The organism is Pseudomonas sp. GW531-T4 (assembly GCF_017349615.1).
GTDB classification, from domain to species: domain Bacteria; phylum Pseudomonadota; class Gammaproteobacteria; order Pseudomonadales; family Pseudomonadaceae; genus Aquipseudomonas; species Aquipseudomonas chlororaphis_I.
In genome coordinates, this window is the sequence record NZ_JACMZT010000010.1 from 1 (window position 1) to 16,092 (window position 16,092).

Below are 16,092 nucleotides of genomic sequence, written 5' to 3' on the forward strand. Positions count from 1 at the left end.
ATACGGTTACCGGGATAGCGAATTCTTTTTCATGAAGATCAAGAGCGTCTTTCCCGGTATTCCGTGAAGAACCTTTTTTATTGCCTGTTATTTCGGTTTTTCCGCCGTCGGCTAAAGCACCATCCGATATAACGGTTATAACTCGAAGCTGGAAATATTTTAAAAACAGTCCTTTACAGCAACGATATGACACTACACTTCAACTCAAGCGGCATGATCCGCTTCCGGCGAGTCTGACCGATCCACCGCTGCCAAGCTCCCCCATCAGGCCTCGCCGGCCACTTTCACGCTTCGAGGGCTTTATGGGTATTGCCGCCAGCGAACTGTGCCGCTACGTGATCCGCCCGACCCTGATCTATCTGGGCAACCACAGTCGCACCGCAGAATCACTGCTGCTAGGCATCGCCGCCAGCCAATCCGCCCTCGGCTCCGCCCTGCACGACCGCAGGGGCCACGGCCTCTACCGCATCGCCGAACCCCGCCACCAGGCACTCTGGGACCACTATCTGGCGCTGGATCCGGAACGCGCCAGCCTGGTTCGCGGCCTGGCCAGCCAGCACGCATTCCTCAGCGGCCCGCACTTGGAATTGACCGTCAACCTGCGTTACGCCACCGCCATCGCCTGGCTGCTGGTAGAAGAGCAGAACACCCCGCTCCCCGAAGCCGGCGACCTGCTCGGCATGGCTCGCATCTGGAAGCAGATCTTCCAGCCACAAGGACGCTTGCGGGACTTTGCCGATGCCTGGCAAACCTGTGTTGCACCACTGAATCAGGTCGCCTGCTGATCGGACTTTTTGCAAGTTCGTGCAAACAACGGCAATTTTGGTCTGATTGTCCTACAAAACCGCTCTATCTCAAGCCATACAGGCTATAGCGCTGAGGAGGAAATGTTGGTAATTTTCGCTCCGGTGATCACCAGGAGTTCTAATAATGAAAAAAGTAATACTCAAAACCAGTCTTAGCCTTGCCGTTGCCATGGCATCCACCCAACTTTTCGCAAGTGGTTTTGCCCTGAACGAACAAAGCATCAGCGGCATGGGTACTGGTTTCGCCGGTCGATCCTCTGCTGCGGACGATGCAAGCACAGTTTTTGGCAACCCTGCCGGTATGTCGCGCCTGAAACGCCAGCAAATCACTGGTGGCGTCGCGGCCATTGATGCATCCACCGACATCAACGATGCCAGCGGCAGCCGTAGCGGCACCAACAAAGGCGACATGGTGCCTTTCACTGCCGTGCCGATGGGCTACTACGTCAAGCCTATCGACGATCAGTGGGCCTTCGGTCTGGGTGTCTATGCCCCATTCGGCCTGATCACCGACTACGAAAACGGCTTCCAGGGCCGTAACTTCGGCAGCAAGAGCGAAGTTAAAGTCATCACCTTCCAGCCAACCGTCAGCTACGCCTTCAACGATAAGGTGTCGATCGGTTTCGGTCCGACCATCAACCGTATCTCCGGCACCCTGGAATCGGCACTGACCACCCCTCTTTCGCCTAACGACGGCCGTGTGCAAATCAAGGGTGACGACATTGGCTACGGCTACAACATTGGGCTGCTGGTCCAGGCAACCGACACCACCCGCGTGGGCCTGACCTACCACTCGAAGGTCAAGTACAAGCTGGAAGGCCACACCGAAGTCAGCCCAGGCGCCGGTACTCCAGGCGCTCTGCTGCGTGGCGCTCGCTACGATGCCTCGCTGGACATCACCACCCCTGAATCGGCCGACCTGTCGGTGACCCAGGACCTCAACGATGCCTGGAAACTCTATGCCGGTGCGACCTGGACCCGCTGGAGCCGCCTGAAAGACATCACCGTGCAAAACGAAGGTGTAACTGCCAGCGCCGGCGGTCTTCTGGCCCCGGGTGCGCTCAGCAGCATCAAGGAAGAGCAGAACTGGCACGACACCTGGGCCTACGCCATCGGTACTTCCTACCAGTTGAACAAGCAGTGGGTACTGCGTACCGGCCTGAGCTTCGACCAGTCGCCAGCCAACAACACCAACCGTTCGCCACGCATTCCTACCGGTGACCGGACCATCTTCAGCCTTGGCGCCGGCTGGAGCCCAACCGAAGACCTGACCATCGACGTGGCCTACTCCTACCTCAAGGAAGAGAAAGTCAAGGTCAACAACCACAATACGCTCGGCCAGTCTTACAGCTCCGAGTACGAGAACAGCGCGAACGGCTTTGGCGTGGGTGCAACCTACCGCTTCTGAAGCCTGACGGCCTGAACGAAAAAGCCCCCGCATCCAAGGATGCCGGGGCTTTTTTATTGACCGCGGATAACACTCAAGGCTTGGACGCCAGCGCCTGTTCCACCGCCTCGATCAGTTCCGGACTGTCCGGCTTGGTCAGGCTGGAGAAATTGGCGATCACCTTGCCCTGGCGATCGACCACATACTTGTAGAAATTCCACTTCGGCGCACTGCTCTGCTCGGCCAGGACCTTGAACAGATGCACCGCGTCCGGGCCTCGGACCTGCTGCGGTTCGGTCATGGTGAAGGTGACGCCGTAGTTCACATAACAGACCTTGGCCGTTTCCGCGCCATCCTTGGACTCCTGCTTGAAGTCATTGGACGGCACGCCTACCAGCTCCAGCCCCTGATCCTTGTAACGCTGGTACAGCGCTTCGAGCCCCTTGAACTGCGGGGCAAAGCCGCAAAAGCTCGCGGTATTGACCACCACCAGCGGCTTGCCGGCAAAGCGCTGGCACAGGTCGATGGATTCCTTGGCGCGTAGCTTGGGCAGCGAGCCCTGCAACAGCGACGGACATTCGTCCGCCCAGGTCGAACCTGCGAACACCATGAGTACAGCTGGAACAGCAAGCCAGCGCGCCAACATATTCAACTCCTTGAAAGTACCGTCAGAGGGTGAAGCTACTCGCCCGGCGGACGCCCTAGCAAGCGCTTCCTAGCAGACGCCCATGCCCAACTGCATCAGCGCCAGCCCACCCTGGTGCCAGCCCCACCAGGCCAACGCCAACAGCGAGGCAGCAACCGCCAGGCCGACCCAGCGCAGACCAGCCCGGCTCATGCCACGCTTGCCTGCAAACGCGCGACCGGACGCTCGCGCACCGGCCAGTTCAAGGCCGCGGCCAGCAGACTGAGGAGAATCGCCACCTGCCAGATCAAGTCATAACTCCCGGTTCGATCGTAGACCACCCCGCCGAGCCAGCCGCCGAGGAACGAGCCCAACTGGTGAAACAGAAACACGATGCCGCCCAGCATGGACAGGTTGCGCACCCCGAACAAGGTGGCCACCGTGCCATTGGTCAGGGGCACCGTCGACAGCCACAGGAAGCCCATGGCCATGCCGAACAGATATGCGCTGAGTTGCGTCACCGGCAGCCAGAGGAACAGGCCGATGACCACCGCGCGCAACAGGTACAGGCCGGTCAGCAAGCGTGGCTTGGACATGCGTCCGCCCAGCCAGCCAGCGGTGTAGGTCCCGAAGATATTGAACAGGCCGATCAGCGCCAGCACCGTGGTGCCCACTGTGGCCGGCAAATGCTGGTCCACCAGGTAAGCCGGCAAATGCACGCCGATGAATACCACCTGGAAACCACAGACGAAAAAGCCGAACGCCAGCAGCCAGAACCCGGAATGTGAGCAGGCTTCACGCAAGGCCTCGGAAAGGCTCTGCTCATGGCCCAGGCTTGGCAGCGGCTTGTCCTTGAGCATGCTCACCAGCGGCACGATCAACGCCACCAGCAACCCCAACACCAGCAGCGCTGACGACCAGCCGAGCCAGCCGATCAAGCCCAGGGTGCCCGGCAGCATGGCGAACTGACCGAACGAACCGGCCGCACTGGCGATGCCCATGCCCATGCTGCGTTTTTCCGCCGGCAGTGCACGCCCCACCACGCCGAGAATCACCGAGAACGAGGTCCCCGAAAGGCCGATACCGATCAGCAATCCGGCGCTCAATGACAGCGACAGTGGCGAGTCGGCCAACCCCATGAACAACAGGCCCACGGCGTACAGCACGCCGCCGATCATCACCACCTTGGCCGCACCGAAGCGGTCGGCCAGGGCGCCGGTGAAGGGCTGGGCCAGGCCCCAGATCAGGTTCTGCAAGGCAATGGCAAAGGCAAACACCTCGCGCCCCCAGCCGAACTCGGCGCTCATGGGCGGCAGAAACAGACCGAAACCGTGTCTTACCCCCAGGGACAAGGCCAGGATCAGCGCACTCCCGAGAAGAACCCAACCGCTGGTACGCCACATCGAAGTCATCGTTATTCTCCATTTACGGGTATATACCCGCTTATCATCGAACAAAAGGCGTTCACGCCAGTTCGTTCAGCAAGGCCAGCAAGGTTTCGCGTTTCTCTGCACCCAGACGGTCGATCAAACGCTGTTGCGCCGCCTCCCAGGCCGGCAAGGCCGCCAGCAATCGCTGCTGGCCTTCCTCGGTCAGCTGGACGATGCGATTGCGTTGATCCTCGCCTTCGGACAACCGGACCAGCCCCTCGCCTTCCAGCACCCGCAGGTTACGGCCCAGGGTGCTGCGATCCAGCCCCATCGCTTCGGCCAGGCTGGAAATGCTCGGTTGGTCCAGGCGCCGCAGGTTGCTCAGCAAGGAATACTGGGCAACGTTGATCCCGAAGCCGTCGAGAGCGCCGTCGTAGAACCTGCTGACGCCACGGGCGGCGCGACGCAGGTTGGTGCACAAACATTGAGAAGGAAGCATGGTGCGTGTATATACCCGCGATTAATGGAATGCAAGAAATTTGCAAAGCCCCAGAGCGCGGATAAAACCCACGCCCCGCCTATCTAGAACAACGCCAACCCCACCAGGACCGCCACCTCCAGCAGTTCCAGCAGAGCCCCCGCCGTATCTCCGGTGGTGCCGCCCAGACGACGCAGCATCAGCTGGCGCAAGCCGACAAACACCACGCCCGCCAGCAGCAACGCCCACACCGCGTCATAACCACCGAGCACTACACACGCCAGCACAGTAAGCGCCAGCACCCACTTGCCGGCCGGACGCGGCAGATGATTCGCCAGCGCCTGCCCAAGGCCACCAGGGCGTACATAAGGCGTGCAGAGGAACAGCCCCAGCAAGGCACCACGACCGATCAGCGGCGCCAGCAGCAAGGCAACGCCGGCCTGCTGCTCGATCAGCGCTACCAACGCGGCGAACTTGAGCAGCAACACCAGCCCCAGGGTGACCACGGCGATCGGCCCGCTGCGCGGGTCCTTCATGATCGTCAACGTACGCTCGCGATCGCCGAAGCCGCCCAGCCAAGCGTCCGCGCTGTCGGCCAGCCCATCCAGATGCAAGGCTCCACTGAGCAGCACCCAGACCGTCAGCAACAGCGCCCCATGCAGTAACAACGGTGCGCCCATCAACAACTGGTTCATGCCCCAGAGCAGCAGCCCGAACAGCAGGCCGATCAGCGGATAGAACAGCAATGACCGGCCCATTTCCTCGGGCGACGGCATGCCCGGCAAACGCACCGGAAAACTGCTGAGAAACTGCAGGGCGATCCAGAATGGCAGCATGCTCAGACTCCTTCGCTCAACGCCAGGCCAGCCTCGACAGTCAGGGCGAACAAGGCACCGTGAGCGACCTCGACATTCAGCAGCTGCTCGCGCGGCAAACCCCGGGCCCGGGCCAGCAACAAGCGCATCACTCCGCCATGGCTGACCAGCAGCACCCGCTCGCCGGCATGACGCTGGTGCAGACGTTCGACCGCCCCCAGCACCCGCTCGGAAAACGCCAGCACCGGCTCGCCCTGCGGCGGAGTAAAGGCATAGGGATCGGCCCAGAACTGCCCCAGCGCCTCAGCATCGGTCGCCATCAGCGCCGCCGCGCTCTGCCCTTCCCAGGCGCCGAAATGCAGTTCCTGCAGATCCGGGTCCAGGCTCACCGGCAGCGCCAGGCGCGCACCCAGTTCCTCGGCGAAACGCGCGCAGCGTTGCAAGGGCGAACTCACCAGCCGATCCCAGGGCCCCTGACCGACAACCGCGGCACGCATCTGCTGCCATCCGGCGTCGGTCAGGGCATCGTCGAGGCTGCCGCGCAGGCCGCCACCGAGCTCGGTTTCACCATGGCGCAGCAGGTCCAGGCGCAAGGTCATGCAGGGCGATCCGCCACGGCCGCTTCGGCGAAAGTCGCCATCTGCCCGTGCAGGTCGCAGGCCAGGCGCAGCAATGGCACCGCCAGCGCCGCGCCGCTACCCTCGCCCAGGCGCAGGCCGAGGTCCAGCAAAGGCTCGGCCTCGAGGGTTTGCAGGATATGCCGATGCCCCGGCTCGGCCCCACGGTGGCCGAACAGCAACCACTGCCGGCACCCGGGGTTGAGCCGCACCGCCACCAGCGCCGCCACGCTGCAAATGAAGCCGTCGACCAGCACCGCCACGCCTTCCTGGGCACAGGCCAGGTACGCCCCCACCAGCGCAGCAATTTCGAAACCGCCAAGGTTGAACAAGGTCTGCACGGCATCGCCACGCTGGGCCGCATGCAGGCTCAAGGCACGCTCGATCACCCGCGCCTTGTGGCTGACACCCGCCACATTCAGGCCAGTGCCCGGCCCCGCCAGGAGCGCTACCGGAATGTCCAGCAAGGCACAGGCCACGGCACTGGCCGCGGTGGTGTTGCCAATGCCCATCTCACCACCGATAAACAGCTCGCTGCCCTGCTCGACAGCCCGCAGCACACTGTCACGTCCGGCCTGTAGGGCCTGCTCGCCCTGGGCCTGGGTCATGGCCGGCCCCTCGACGAAGTTGCGGGTACCCGCCCCGAGATTCAAATGACGCACGCCAGGCAGGTTCAGCCCGGGCGTCACCGTGCCGAGGTCGACCACTTCCAGGTGTGCCCGCAGCTGTCGCGCCAACACACTGATGGCCGCGCCGCCGGTGACGAAGTTGTGCAGCATCTGCCCGGTGACTTCCTGCGGATAAGCCGAAACGCCCTCGGCCACCACCCCGTGGTCGCCGGCGAAAATCGCGATCCACAGCTGCTCCAGGCCAGGCTTTACCCGCCCCTGCAAGCCGGCCAGCTGTACCGCTACCCGCTCCAGCTGCCCCAGCGAACCCGTGGGCTTGGTCAATTGCTGCTGACGCGACTGCGCCGCCTCCAGGGCTTGAGTGTCGAGCGCCTTGCACGGCCGCAGCCACCAGAAGTCATTCATAACGCAGTTCCTTTCAGAGTCAGGGGCAGGCCGGCCACCGTCAGCACTACCCGCTGACAACGCTCGGCCAGGGCTTGATGCAGCCAACCGGCTTCATCGACATAACGGCGAGTCAATTCGCCCAGCGGCACGACACCCATTCCGGTCTCGTTGCTGACAAAAATGATTTCGCCCGGCAGTGACGCCAGGCACTGCAACAGCGCTTCGCGCTCACTGGCGAGCCGCTCGGCATCCTCCAGCAGCAACAGGTTGGTCAGCCACAAGGTCAGGCAATCCACCAGCAGGCAGCGTTCGGCGCTCGCAGCTTCACGCAGCACCCGCGCCAGCTCCAGGGGTTCCTCGATCAATGCCCATTCGACCGGACGCCGTTCGCGGTGATGCTCAATGCGCTGGTTCATTTCGCCGTCCAGCGCCTGGCTGGTAGCGATATAGGTCACGGCCAGGCCGCTCTCGCCGGCGAGCTTTTCAGCCAGGCGACTCTTGCCGGAGCGGGCGCCGCCGAGGATCAGTTGCAACATGCTTGGAAACCCTTGAATTGAGGTACAGCCACAGCGGCGCCGCAATACCGGCGCCGACGCTCTAAAGCCCGCAAAGCTGGCGCAGGTGCTCGGTGTCCAGATGCTGCTCCACCAGATCGGCCAGGCGCTCGATGTCGCGCTCGCGCAGGGCGTGGTAGTCGACCGCCTGCACCTCGCGCAACCCTGCCCAGCGCAGCAACGCACTGCAGGCCGCCGGCGCTTCGAACAGGCCGTGCAGGTAGGTACCGAGAATCTGCCCATCGTCGCTGCGCGCGCCGTCGCAACGACCGTCATCCAGAGTCACGGCCGGCAGTTCCAGCGCAGGCCCCGTGGTGACCCCGGCATGGATCTCGTAACCGCTGACCTCGGCCTCCTCTAGCGCCAGGCGTCCACGCACGTTGCGCAGTTGCTTCTCTTCTTCCAGCACCGTCTCGAACGCCAGCAGCCCCAGCCCGGCGCTGGAACCTGGCGCGCCTTCCAGCCCCAGGGGATCGTGCAACTGCTCGCCGAGCATCTGCAAACCACCGCAGATGCCCAGCACCTTGCCGCCATAGCGCAGGTGCCGGGCGATGGCCCTGTCCCAGCCCTGGGCACGCAGATACGCCAGGTCGCTGCGCACGCTTTTCGAGCCGGGCAGGATGATCAGGTCGGCCGGCGGAATCGCCTGGCCCGGACCGATAAATTGCAGGTCCACCTGGGGGTGCAGGCGCAGCGGGTCGAAGTCGGTGTGATTGCTGATGCGCGGCAACACCGGCACCAGCATTTTCAGCACCTGCTCGGCCTTGTCGGCCTGACGCTGGTCGATGCCGTCCTCGGCTTCCAGATGCAGGTCCAGCACGTAGGGCAGCACGCCGATCACCGGTTTGCCGGTACGCGCTTCGAGCCAGTCGAGGCCCGGTTGCAACAGGGCGATATCGCCGCGAAAACGGTTGATGATGAAGCCTTTGACCCGCGCCTGCTCGCTCGGCGACAACAGCTCCAGGGTGCCCACCAGATGAGCGAAAACCCCGCCACGGTTGATATCGGCGATCAGCAGCACCGGGCAGTCCACCGCTTCGGCAAAGCCCATATTGGCGATATCGCCGGCCCGCAGATTGATCTCCGCCGGCGAGCCCGCGCCCTCCACCATCACCACCGGATAGGCCGCGCTCAGGCGTTGGTGAGAGGCCAGCACCGCCCGCATGGCGATGGCCTTGTAGTCGTGATAGGCCACCGCGTTCATGGTGGTCACCGCGCGACCGTGAATGATCACCTGGGCCCCGGTGTCGCTGTTGGGTTTGAGCAGCACTGGGTTCATGTCGGTGTGTGGCGCCAGGTGCGCGGCCTGGGCCTGCACCGCCTGGGCCCGGCCGATCTCGCCGCCGTCGGCGGTCACCGCGCTGTTGAGGGCCATGTTCTGCGGCTTGAAGGGCACGACGCTGACACCCTGGCGCGTCAGCCAGCGGCAGAGCGCCGTTACCAGGGTGCTTTTACCGGCATCGGAGGTGGTGCCCTGCACCATCAGGGTGGTCATGGATGTTCCTTGGCGTAGGCGACGAAGGCCTGTTCGAGACGCGACCAATCGGCTTCATCGGCCGGCAGGCCAAAGCGCAGGCTGCTGTTATGGGTGAACAACCGCAGCAGGATGCCCCGGCGCGCCATGAACTCGTGCAACAGCTCGGCGCGATCGGTGATCAGCCACTGGAACAGCGCACAGCCACCCTGGGGTTTCAGGCCGTGGCGCTCGAGCAGGTGCGCCAGGCGCAAGCTCGCCACTTCGCTGCGCAGCCGTTGCCGTGCATGGCCTTGGCTGTCACGCAAGCACACCTGGCCCAGTACCCGGGTCGGTCCGCTGACGGCCCAGGGGCCGACCTGTTCGGCCAGCAGCTTGAGCAACTTGCGCTCGGCCAGGACGAAGCCCAGGCGCACACCGGCCAGGCCGAAAAACTTGCCGAAGGAGCGCAGGACGATCAACCCCACCTGATCGGCCTGGGCCGCCAGGCTCAGCTGGGGCGTGTTGTCCATGAAGGCTTCGTCGACCACCAGCCAGCCACCGCGCTGCGCCAGGCGCGCATGCCAGTCCAGGAGGCGCTCCGGGGTCAGGCTCAGGCCCGTGGGGTTGTTCGGGTTGACCACCACCAGCACGTCCAGGCTGTCGAGGAAAAAGTCCACTTCCTGTTCCAGCACTTCACGCACGATGTAGCCGCTGCGGCGCCAGGCTTCGGCGTGTTCGGCATAACAGGGCGACAGCACGCCGACCTTGCCGGCGCGGCGCAAACGCGGAAGCAGCTGAATCGCCGCCTGGGAGCCAGGTACCGGCAACACATGGGCGGCGCCGTAGTAGTCGCGGGCAGCCTGCTCCAGGCCATCGTCGGTTTCCGGCAGGCGCGCCCAGGCCCGTATGCCGATCTCGGGAATCGGCCACGGCCAGGGCGCCAGGCCGCTGGACAGGTCCAGCCAGTCGGCCTCGGCGATGCCGTATTGCTCGGCCGCCTTGCGCAGGCGACCACCGTGCTCAAGCATAGAATTCAGCTCCCACGCAGAGAATCAGCAGCCATAACCAGACCCCGCGCTGTACCAGTTGCCAGCCACGATCGATGGACGAAGCATCGGCCGCCGTCCCCTCGCCCAGCTGCGGCCGCTGGTGCAGCTCGCCGTGATAGATCGCCGCGCCGCCCAGCTCGACACCCAGGGCTCCGGCCCCGGCCGCCATCACCGGCCCGGCGTTCGGACTGTCCCAGGTCGGCCCCTGGCGGCGCCAGCATTTCAGTGCCAGGCGGGTCTTGCCCAGCAACGCGTAAGTCAGGGCCACCAGGCGGGCCGGAATATAGTTGAGCAGGTCGTCGATCTTCGCCGCCGCCCAACCGAAACGCTCGAAACGCTCATTACGATAGCCCCACATCGCATCCAGGGTGTTGCTCAGGCGATAGAGCACAACGCCCGGCGCGCCGGCCACGGCAAACCAGAATAAGGCGGCGAACACCGCGTCGCTGCCGTTCTCCAGCACCGACTCGGTGGCGGCGCGGGCGACCTCGGTGGCATCCAGTTCGCTGGTCTGGCGACTGACCAGATAGCCGACCCGCTGCCGCGCCTGGTCCAGGTCGTCGCTGCGCAAGGCTTGGGCCACCGGCTCGACATGCTCGCCGAGACTGCGCAGGCCGAGGGCGCAGTACAGCGCCAGGATCTCGAACAACCAGCCGATATAGGGCAGCCAGGAAAACAACGTCGCCAGCAGGGTCAGCGGCAGCACCGCGATGACCCAGGCAGTGACGCCATGACTGCGCCAGCCGCGACCGCCGGAGTTGAAACGTTGCTCGATGCGGTCGGCAAAACGACCGAACGCCACCAGCGGATGCCAGCGTTTGGGTTCGCCCAGCAACGCGTCCAGCGCTACCCCGGCGACACTCAGCAACGCCACACTCATTGACTCACTCCCCAGTAATTTTCATACAGCAATTCACTCAGCGAACGCTCCCGCGCCCAGCCTTCGAGCACCAGCATCGGCGCTGGGTAAAACTCACCGACCGGGCCCAGGCACAACACCGCCAGCGGCTTGGCTCCGGCCGGCAGGCCAAGCAGCTCGGCCAGGGCAATGGGCTCGAACAGCGACACCCAGCCCATGCCCAGCCCTTCGGCCCGGGCCGCCAGCCAGAGGTTCTGAATCGCGCAGGAGAGCGAAGCCAGGTCCATCTCCGGCAAGGTACGCCGGCCAAAAATATGCCGCTCACGGTCGTCCATCAGCGCCGCCACCAGGACCTCGGCGCAGTCGTTGATGCCTTCGACCTTGAGCTTCATGAACTCATCGGAGCGTTCGCCCAGGGCCTCGGCGGTGCGCACCCGTTCCTCTTCCACCAGTTGCTGGATCTGCCCACGCAACGGTCGGTCGCTGATACGGATGAAACGCCAAGGCTGCATCAGGCCGACGCTGGGCGCCTGGTGCGCCGCCTCCAGCAGGCGACGCAAGACCGGCGGCTCGACCGTGCCCCCGACGAAGTGGCGCATGTCACGACGTTCGGCGATCGCGCGATAGACCGCGTCGCGTTCGGCCGCGGAAAAGGCGTTGTCGGTCATGGGCACCGCGCGAGCACGCTCGCTCCTGCCGGCGCCAGCAGGGCCGCCACCGCTTCGGGGTTGGACGGAAAATAGAAATGCACATAGGAGGCGGTCATCCGCCCTTCGCGGTAAACCGCTTCCGCGCCGCGCCCGCCATTCGGGCTCAGGCCCCGGGCGATCGGCGCAAGCTCGGTGCTGGTCAACGAGTGGTGGTAGGTATGGCCGCGCAGCGAGCCTTCCGGCAGCTCCACCGCCTGCAAGGCCAGGGCCGCCAGGCGCTTTTGCATCACCGCATCGCCGGGCAACAGGCCCAGCAGTTCGGCGCGCTCGCCGTCGACGTCGGTCAGGGAGTCCAGCAGATACAACATGCCGCCGCACTCGGCGAGCAAGGGTTTGCCGGCGGCGTGATGCGCGCGGATCGCGCTGAGCATCGAGCCGTTCGCCGCCAGCGCCCGGTGATGCAGCTCCGGGTAACCGCCTGGCAGGTACAGGCTGTCTGCCTCGGGCAGTACCGCGTCATGGATCGGCGAGAAAAAGCCCAGCTCGGCGCCCATGGCCCGCAGCAGATCCAGGCTCGCGCCATAGGTAAAGGCAAAGGCTTCGTCGCGGGCCACGGCAATGCGCACCCCGGCCAACAGCGGCTCGACGGCAACCGTCTGGGGAGCGGCAAACGCCACGGCGGGCGGCAAGGCCACTTCGCAGCTGTCAGCCAAGGCGGCCGCGGCGGCGTCGAGACGCAGATCCAGATCGTTGAGTTCGCTGGCCTGCACCAGCCCCAGATGGCGGCTGGGCAGTTCGATGCCGGTTTCCCGGGACAGCGCGCCGTACCAGCGCAGGCCTTCGGTCAGGCTGCCTTCGAGCAACTGCGCATGACGCAGGGTGCCGACCCGGTTGGCCAACACGCCGGCGAACGGCAGGTCCGGCTGATAGCGCGCCAGCCCCAACGCCAGGGCACCAAAGGTCTGGGCCATGGCGGTGCCATCGATTACCGCGAGCACTGGCACCCCGAAATGCCGCGCCAGGTCGGCGCTGGACGGCGTGCCGTCGAACAGCCCCATCACGCCCTCGATCAGGATCAGGTCCGCCTCGCCGGCGGCCTCCCACAACAGGCGGCGGCTTTCCTGTTCGCCGACCATCCACATGTCCAGCTGATACACCGGCGCACCACTGGCGCGTTCGAGGATCATCGGGTCGAGAAAGTCCGGGCCGCATTTGAACACGCGCACCTTGCGCCCCTGATTGCGATGCAGTCGGGCGAGCGCGGCGGTCACGGTGGTCTTGCCCTGACCGGAAGCCGGCGCGGCAATCAATACCGCCGGGCAATGACGGGCATCACTCACAGTTCGACGCCTTTTTGCGCTTTGATCCCGGCCTGGAAGGCATGCTTGACCATGCCCATTTCAGTGACGGTGTCGGCCAGTTCGATCATCTCCGGCTTGGCGCCACGCCCGGTGACCACCACATGCTGCATTGGCGGCCGGGCCTGCAGGTCGCTGAGCACCTGGTCCAGGTCCAGATAGCCGTGCTTGAGGGCGATGTTTAATTCGTCGAGCACCACCAGGCCGATGTTCGGGTCGCTCAGCAGCTCGCAGGAAACCGCCCAGGCGGCTTCGGCAGCGGCGATGTCGCGCTGGCGGTCCTGGGTTTCCCAGGTGAAACCTTCGCCCATGACATGGAAGCGCACCTGCTCCGGGAAACGCCGGAAGAACAATTCCTCGCCGGTGCTGTTGCGGCCCTTGATGAACTGCACCACGCCGCACTGCATGCCGTGGCCCATGGCGCGCGCGAGCATGCCGAAGGCCGAGCTGCTTTTGCCTTTGCCGTTGCCGGTCAGCACCAGCAGCAAGCCGCATTCGTTCGGCGAGTTGGCGATGCGTTCATCGATCACGGCTTTTTTGCGCAACATGCGCGCCAGATGGCGTTCGTCACGATCAGGGGATTCAGTCATGGGGCAGCTCTCCGTTGGGGCTGGATAACGGGGGGCAGGAATAGGAATAGACGGCGCAAGCCTGGCATCGCCCACCGTGATGCCGTTGGATGGATCAGGCCGGTCTCCGGGCTTGTGAGTGGCTGGGATGCCCAACTGCGCGCCTTCCCATGTCGACAGTCGACACAGTGGCATCAGGCGCAGTCTTGACTCATTTACCGTTGCGGGGGCAGCGCCGGAATCGTCGTGCGTGCGCCTTCGGCACGCGTACTCACCGGCTTCCCTGTTTCACTCTGTCGACCTGCGGCCACAGAGCACCTGAAACAAGTCGCGAAGGTTAGAGGGTTGGGGGTGGAGCGTCAATTAAAGCCGGGGCCCGGCAGATCGACGAATGGCTGCCATATCGGAAAAGTGACGCCAATCTTGTGCCACACTCAACGCAGTGATATCAAATAGCCATAATCGCGTTAAAAAACTCCAATATCTCAACAATAATAGGAAAAGTCCGATGCAAGGCATGATCATCAGCAATCCGAAACTGGAATTCCTGCGCCCTGCCCTGGAACGCTGGTTCGATTGCATCGACCGCTACAACGCCGTGCGCGGCGATAACGAAAGCCCTTACTGGTTCGACGAAAAAGCCAACCTGGGATTGCTCTCGGCGGCGGCCTGGATGGCGGAGATGGTCACCCTGGAACACACACCGAGCAAAAAACAGGTCGAGGACGGCGACCGCAGCGGCCGCACCGACCTGTACATCGCCACGCAGGAGGAGCGTGTCTATATCCAGACCACCCAGCGCTGGCCCCGGGTCAATAGCCTGCACCTGACCCAACCGTTGCTGGATGCCGCCAGCGACGCGAAAAAAGCCAGCTACCCCAGCGACCTGAAACTCGGCTGCCTGTTCGTCACGCCGCAGAAAACCCAGCACAGCGCCACCCCGGAAGAACTGCAGGACATGGTCGACGACCTGCAAAAGGAACACTGCTGCGCCGTCGCCTGGTACTTCCCCTACGCGTACCGCAAATTGCGCAACGAAGCCGGCAACTATCACCCCGGCGTTGCCGTGCTGTTCAAGGAAGCACGCTGAGCAGGTGGAACCATCGTCTATCTGTGCTTCTCTATGACTACACCGACTTCGTGCATTCATAGGGAAATCAGCATGCTCAAGCTTCGATACGCCATCCTTGTCGCCGTCGCCGCAGGCCTCGCCGCCTGTGGCGAAACTTCCACCCTCCAGGTCTCCGACGGCACCGGCCCCTCGCCGAAATTGCCCGAACCGAACAAGACCCTGTTCCCGACCGTGAACATCGCGCCCGCGATCGGCTGGCCGCAAGGCGCCAAACCGGTGGCCGCCACCGGCACCCAGGTGGCCGCATTCGCCGAAGGCCTGGACCATCCGCGCTGGCTGTACGTGCTGCCCAATGGCGACGTACTGGTGGCAGAGACCAACGCCCCGCCCTCCCCCGATGACAGCAAAGGTTTCCGCGGCTGGATCGCCAGCAAGATCATGAGCCGTGCCGGCGCTGGCGTGCCCAGCCCGAACCGCATCACCCTGCTGCGGGACAAGGATCACGATGGCGTGGCGGAAACCCGCACGGTGTTCCTGGAAAACCTCAACTCGCCGTTCGGCATGACCCTGGTGGGCAATGACCTGTACGTCGCCGACACCGATCGCCTGCTGCGCTTCCCCTATAAGGACGGCGACACCAAGATCAACGCCCAGCCGACCAAGGTGGTCGACCTGCCTGGTGGCAAGCTGAACCACCACTGGACCAAAAACGTGATTGCCAGCAAGGACGGCAGCAAGCTGTACGTCACGGTAGGCTCCAACAGCAACGTCGGCGAAAACGGCATGGACCAGGAGGAAGGTCGCGCCGCCATCTGGGAAGTCGACCGCGCCACCGGCAAGCAACGGATTTTCGCCTCGGGCCTGCGCAACCCCAACGGCATGGCCTGGGAACCGCAAAGTGGCCAGCTGTGGACCGCGGTCAACGAGCGCGACGAGATCGGCAGCGATCTGGTGCCGGACTACATCACCTCGGTCAAGGACGGCGCTTTCTACGGCTGGCCATTCAGCTACTACGGCCAGCATGTGGACGTGCGAGTCACTCCGCAGAACCCGGACCTGGTGGCCAAGGCCATCGCCCCGGATTATGCCGTCGGCCCACATACCGCCTCCCTCGGCCTGGCATTCGCCGAAGGCAGCAAGCTGCCGGCGCCGTTCACCCAGGGCGTGTTCATCGGCCAGCATGGCTCGTGGAACCGCAAGCCCCACAGCGGCTACAAAGTGATCTTCGTGCCCTTCGCCAATGGCAAGCCGGTGGGCCAACCGGTGGACGTCCTGACCGGCTTCCTCAGCGCCGATGAGAAAGCCATGGGCCGGCCGGTCGGCGTAGTGATCGACAAGCAAGGGGATCTGCTGGTGGCCGATGATGTCGGCAACAAGGTCTGGCGTGTGTCAGCAGCCAAGGCGCAATAGG

The 16,092-nt window shown here is 64.1% G+C and carries 19 protein-coding genes and 1 riboswitch; of the genes, 4 read left to right on the forward strand and 15 right to left on the reverse strand.

All coding sequences use genetic code 11. The features are described from left to right. Positions 1-193: hypothetical protein (locus tag J4D28_RS10200; protein ID WP_207246417.1), on the reverse strand; the 193-nt coding region annotated here is incomplete at its 3' end. Positions 194-302: 109 nt separating this feature from the next. Here J4D28_RS10200 and J4D28_RS10205 point away from each other — a divergent pair. Next, complete coding sequence (locus J4D28_RS10205; protein ID WP_009050248.1) at positions 303-785, forward strand: hypothetical protein; 483 nt, start codon at positions 303-305, stop codon at positions 783-785. Between the two features lie 145 nt (positions 786-930). Further along, positions 931-2,214 (forward strand): OmpP1/FadL family transporter, encoded by a 1,284-nt coding sequence (locus J4D28_RS10210; protein WP_103330914.1) that lies wholly within the window; start codon positions 931-933, stop codon positions 2,212-2,214. 73 nt (positions 2,215-2,287) lie between these two features. Here the strand turns inward: J4D28_RS10210 and J4D28_RS10215 are convergent, their stop codons facing one another. From J4D28_RS10215 to cobO, 14 genes are all read right to left on the reverse strand, one after another. Further along, the gene (locus J4D28_RS10215) at positions 2,288-2,839 is read right to left on the reverse strand and encodes a glutathione peroxidase (protein WP_009050250.1); all 552 of its coding nucleotides are present in this window, start codon (positions 2,837-2,839) and stop codon (positions 2,288-2,290) included. Positions 2,840-2,908: 69 nt separating this feature from the next. Continuing rightward, complete coding sequence (locus J4D28_RS30415; protein WP_009050251.1) at positions 2,909-3,031, reverse strand: hypothetical protein; 123 nt, start codon at positions 3,029-3,031, stop codon at positions 2,909-2,911. Next, positions 3,028-4,230 (reverse strand): MFS transporter, encoded by a 1,203-nt coding sequence (locus tag J4D28_RS10220; protein WP_009050252.1) that lies wholly within the window; start codon positions 4,228-4,230, stop codon positions 3,028-3,030. Before J4D28_RS10220 ends, J4D28_RS30415 begins: the two co-directional genes overlap by 4 nt. 52 nt (positions 4,231-4,282) lie before the next feature. After that, positions 4,283-4,687 (reverse strand): MarR family winged helix-turn-helix transcriptional regulator, encoded by a 405-nt coding sequence (locus J4D28_RS10225; protein ID WP_009050253.1) that lies wholly within the window; start codon positions 4,685-4,687, stop codon positions 4,283-4,285. Between the two features lie 83 nt (positions 4,688-4,770). Next, on the reverse strand, positions 4,771-5,502 hold the full coding sequence (locus tag J4D28_RS10230; protein ID WP_009050254.1) for an adenosylcobinamide-GDP ribazoletransferase: 732 nt from the start codon (positions 5,500-5,502) through the stop codon (positions 4,771-4,773). A 2-nt stretch (positions 5,503-5,504) separates the two neighbouring features. Next, positions 5,505-6,080, reverse strand: a complete 576-nt coding sequence (gene cobC / locus J4D28_RS10235; RefSeq protein ID WP_009050255.1) for an alpha-ribazole phosphatase family protein — start codon at positions 6,078-6,080, stop codon at positions 5,505-5,507. Then, on the reverse strand, positions 6,077-7,132 hold the full coding sequence (gene cobT, locus J4D28_RS10240) for a nicotinate-nucleotide--dimethylbenzimidazole phosphoribosyltransferase (protein WP_009050256.1): 1,056 nt from the start codon (positions 7,130-7,132) through the stop codon (positions 6,077-6,079). The genes cobC and cobT overlap by 4 nt, the downstream gene beginning before the upstream one ends. Further along, complete coding sequence (gene cobU / locus J4D28_RS10245; protein WP_038634265.1) at positions 7,129-7,650, reverse strand: bifunctional adenosylcobinamide kinase/adenosylcobinamide-phosphate guanylyltransferase; 522 nt, start codon at positions 7,648-7,650, stop codon at positions 7,129-7,131. The genes cobT and cobU overlap by 4 nt, the downstream gene beginning before the upstream one ends. Positions 7,651-7,711: 61 nt before the next feature. Beyond that, on the reverse strand, positions 7,712-9,163 hold the full coding sequence (locus J4D28_RS10250) for a cobyric acid synthase (protein ID WP_009050258.1): 1,452 nt from the start codon (positions 9,161-9,163) through the stop codon (positions 7,712-7,714). Next, a complete protein-coding gene (gene cobD, locus J4D28_RS10255; RefSeq protein WP_009050259.1) occupies positions 9,160-10,152 on the reverse strand; it encodes a threonine-phosphate decarboxylase CobD in 993 nt (330 codons plus the stop codon). Before cobD ends, J4D28_RS10250 begins: the two co-directional genes overlap by 4 nt. Further along, positions 10,145-11,053 (reverse strand): adenosylcobinamide-phosphate synthase CbiB, encoded by a 909-nt coding sequence (gene cbiB / locus J4D28_RS10260; protein ID WP_009050260.1) that lies wholly within the window; start codon positions 11,051-11,053, stop codon positions 10,145-10,147. Before cbiB ends, cobD begins: the two co-directional genes overlap by 8 nt. Beyond that, a complete protein-coding gene (gene bluB / locus J4D28_RS10265) occupies positions 11,050-11,700 on the reverse strand; it encodes a 5,6-dimethylbenzimidazole synthase (protein WP_009050261.1) in 651 nt (216 codons plus the stop codon). Before bluB ends, cbiB begins: the two co-directional genes overlap by 4 nt. After that, complete coding sequence (locus J4D28_RS10270) at positions 11,697-13,022, reverse strand: cobyrinate a,c-diamide synthase (protein WP_009050262.1); 1,326 nt, start codon at positions 13,020-13,022, stop codon at positions 11,697-11,699. Before J4D28_RS10270 ends, bluB begins: the two co-directional genes overlap by 4 nt. Next, complete coding sequence (gene cobO / locus J4D28_RS10275) at positions 13,019-13,630, reverse strand: cob(I)yrinic acid a,c-diamide adenosyltransferase (protein ID WP_009050263.1); 612 nt, start codon at positions 13,628-13,630, stop codon at positions 13,019-13,021. Before cobO ends, J4D28_RS10270 begins: the two co-directional genes overlap by 4 nt. A gap of 79 nt (positions 13,631-13,709) precedes the next feature. Continuing rightward, positions 13,710-13,946: riboswitch (cobalamin riboswitch) on the reverse strand. A 171-nt stretch (positions 13,947-14,117) separates the two neighbouring features. On the opposite strand from cobO, the gene J4D28_RS10280 reads away from it, so the two are divergent. Both J4D28_RS10280 and J4D28_RS10285 read left to right on the forward strand, forming a co-directional pair. After that, positions 14,118-14,699, forward strand: a complete 582-nt coding sequence (locus J4D28_RS10280) for a hypothetical protein (RefSeq protein WP_009050264.1) — start codon at positions 14,118-14,120, stop codon at positions 14,697-14,699. Positions 14,700-14,771: 72 nt separating this feature from the next. Then, positions 14,772-16,091: a sorbosone dehydrogenase family protein gene (locus tag J4D28_RS10285; RefSeq protein WP_009050265.1), complete on the forward strand. Its 1,320-nt coding sequence runs from the start codon at positions 14,772-14,774 to the stop codon at positions 16,089-16,091. Position 16,092: the final 1 nt, after the last annotated feature.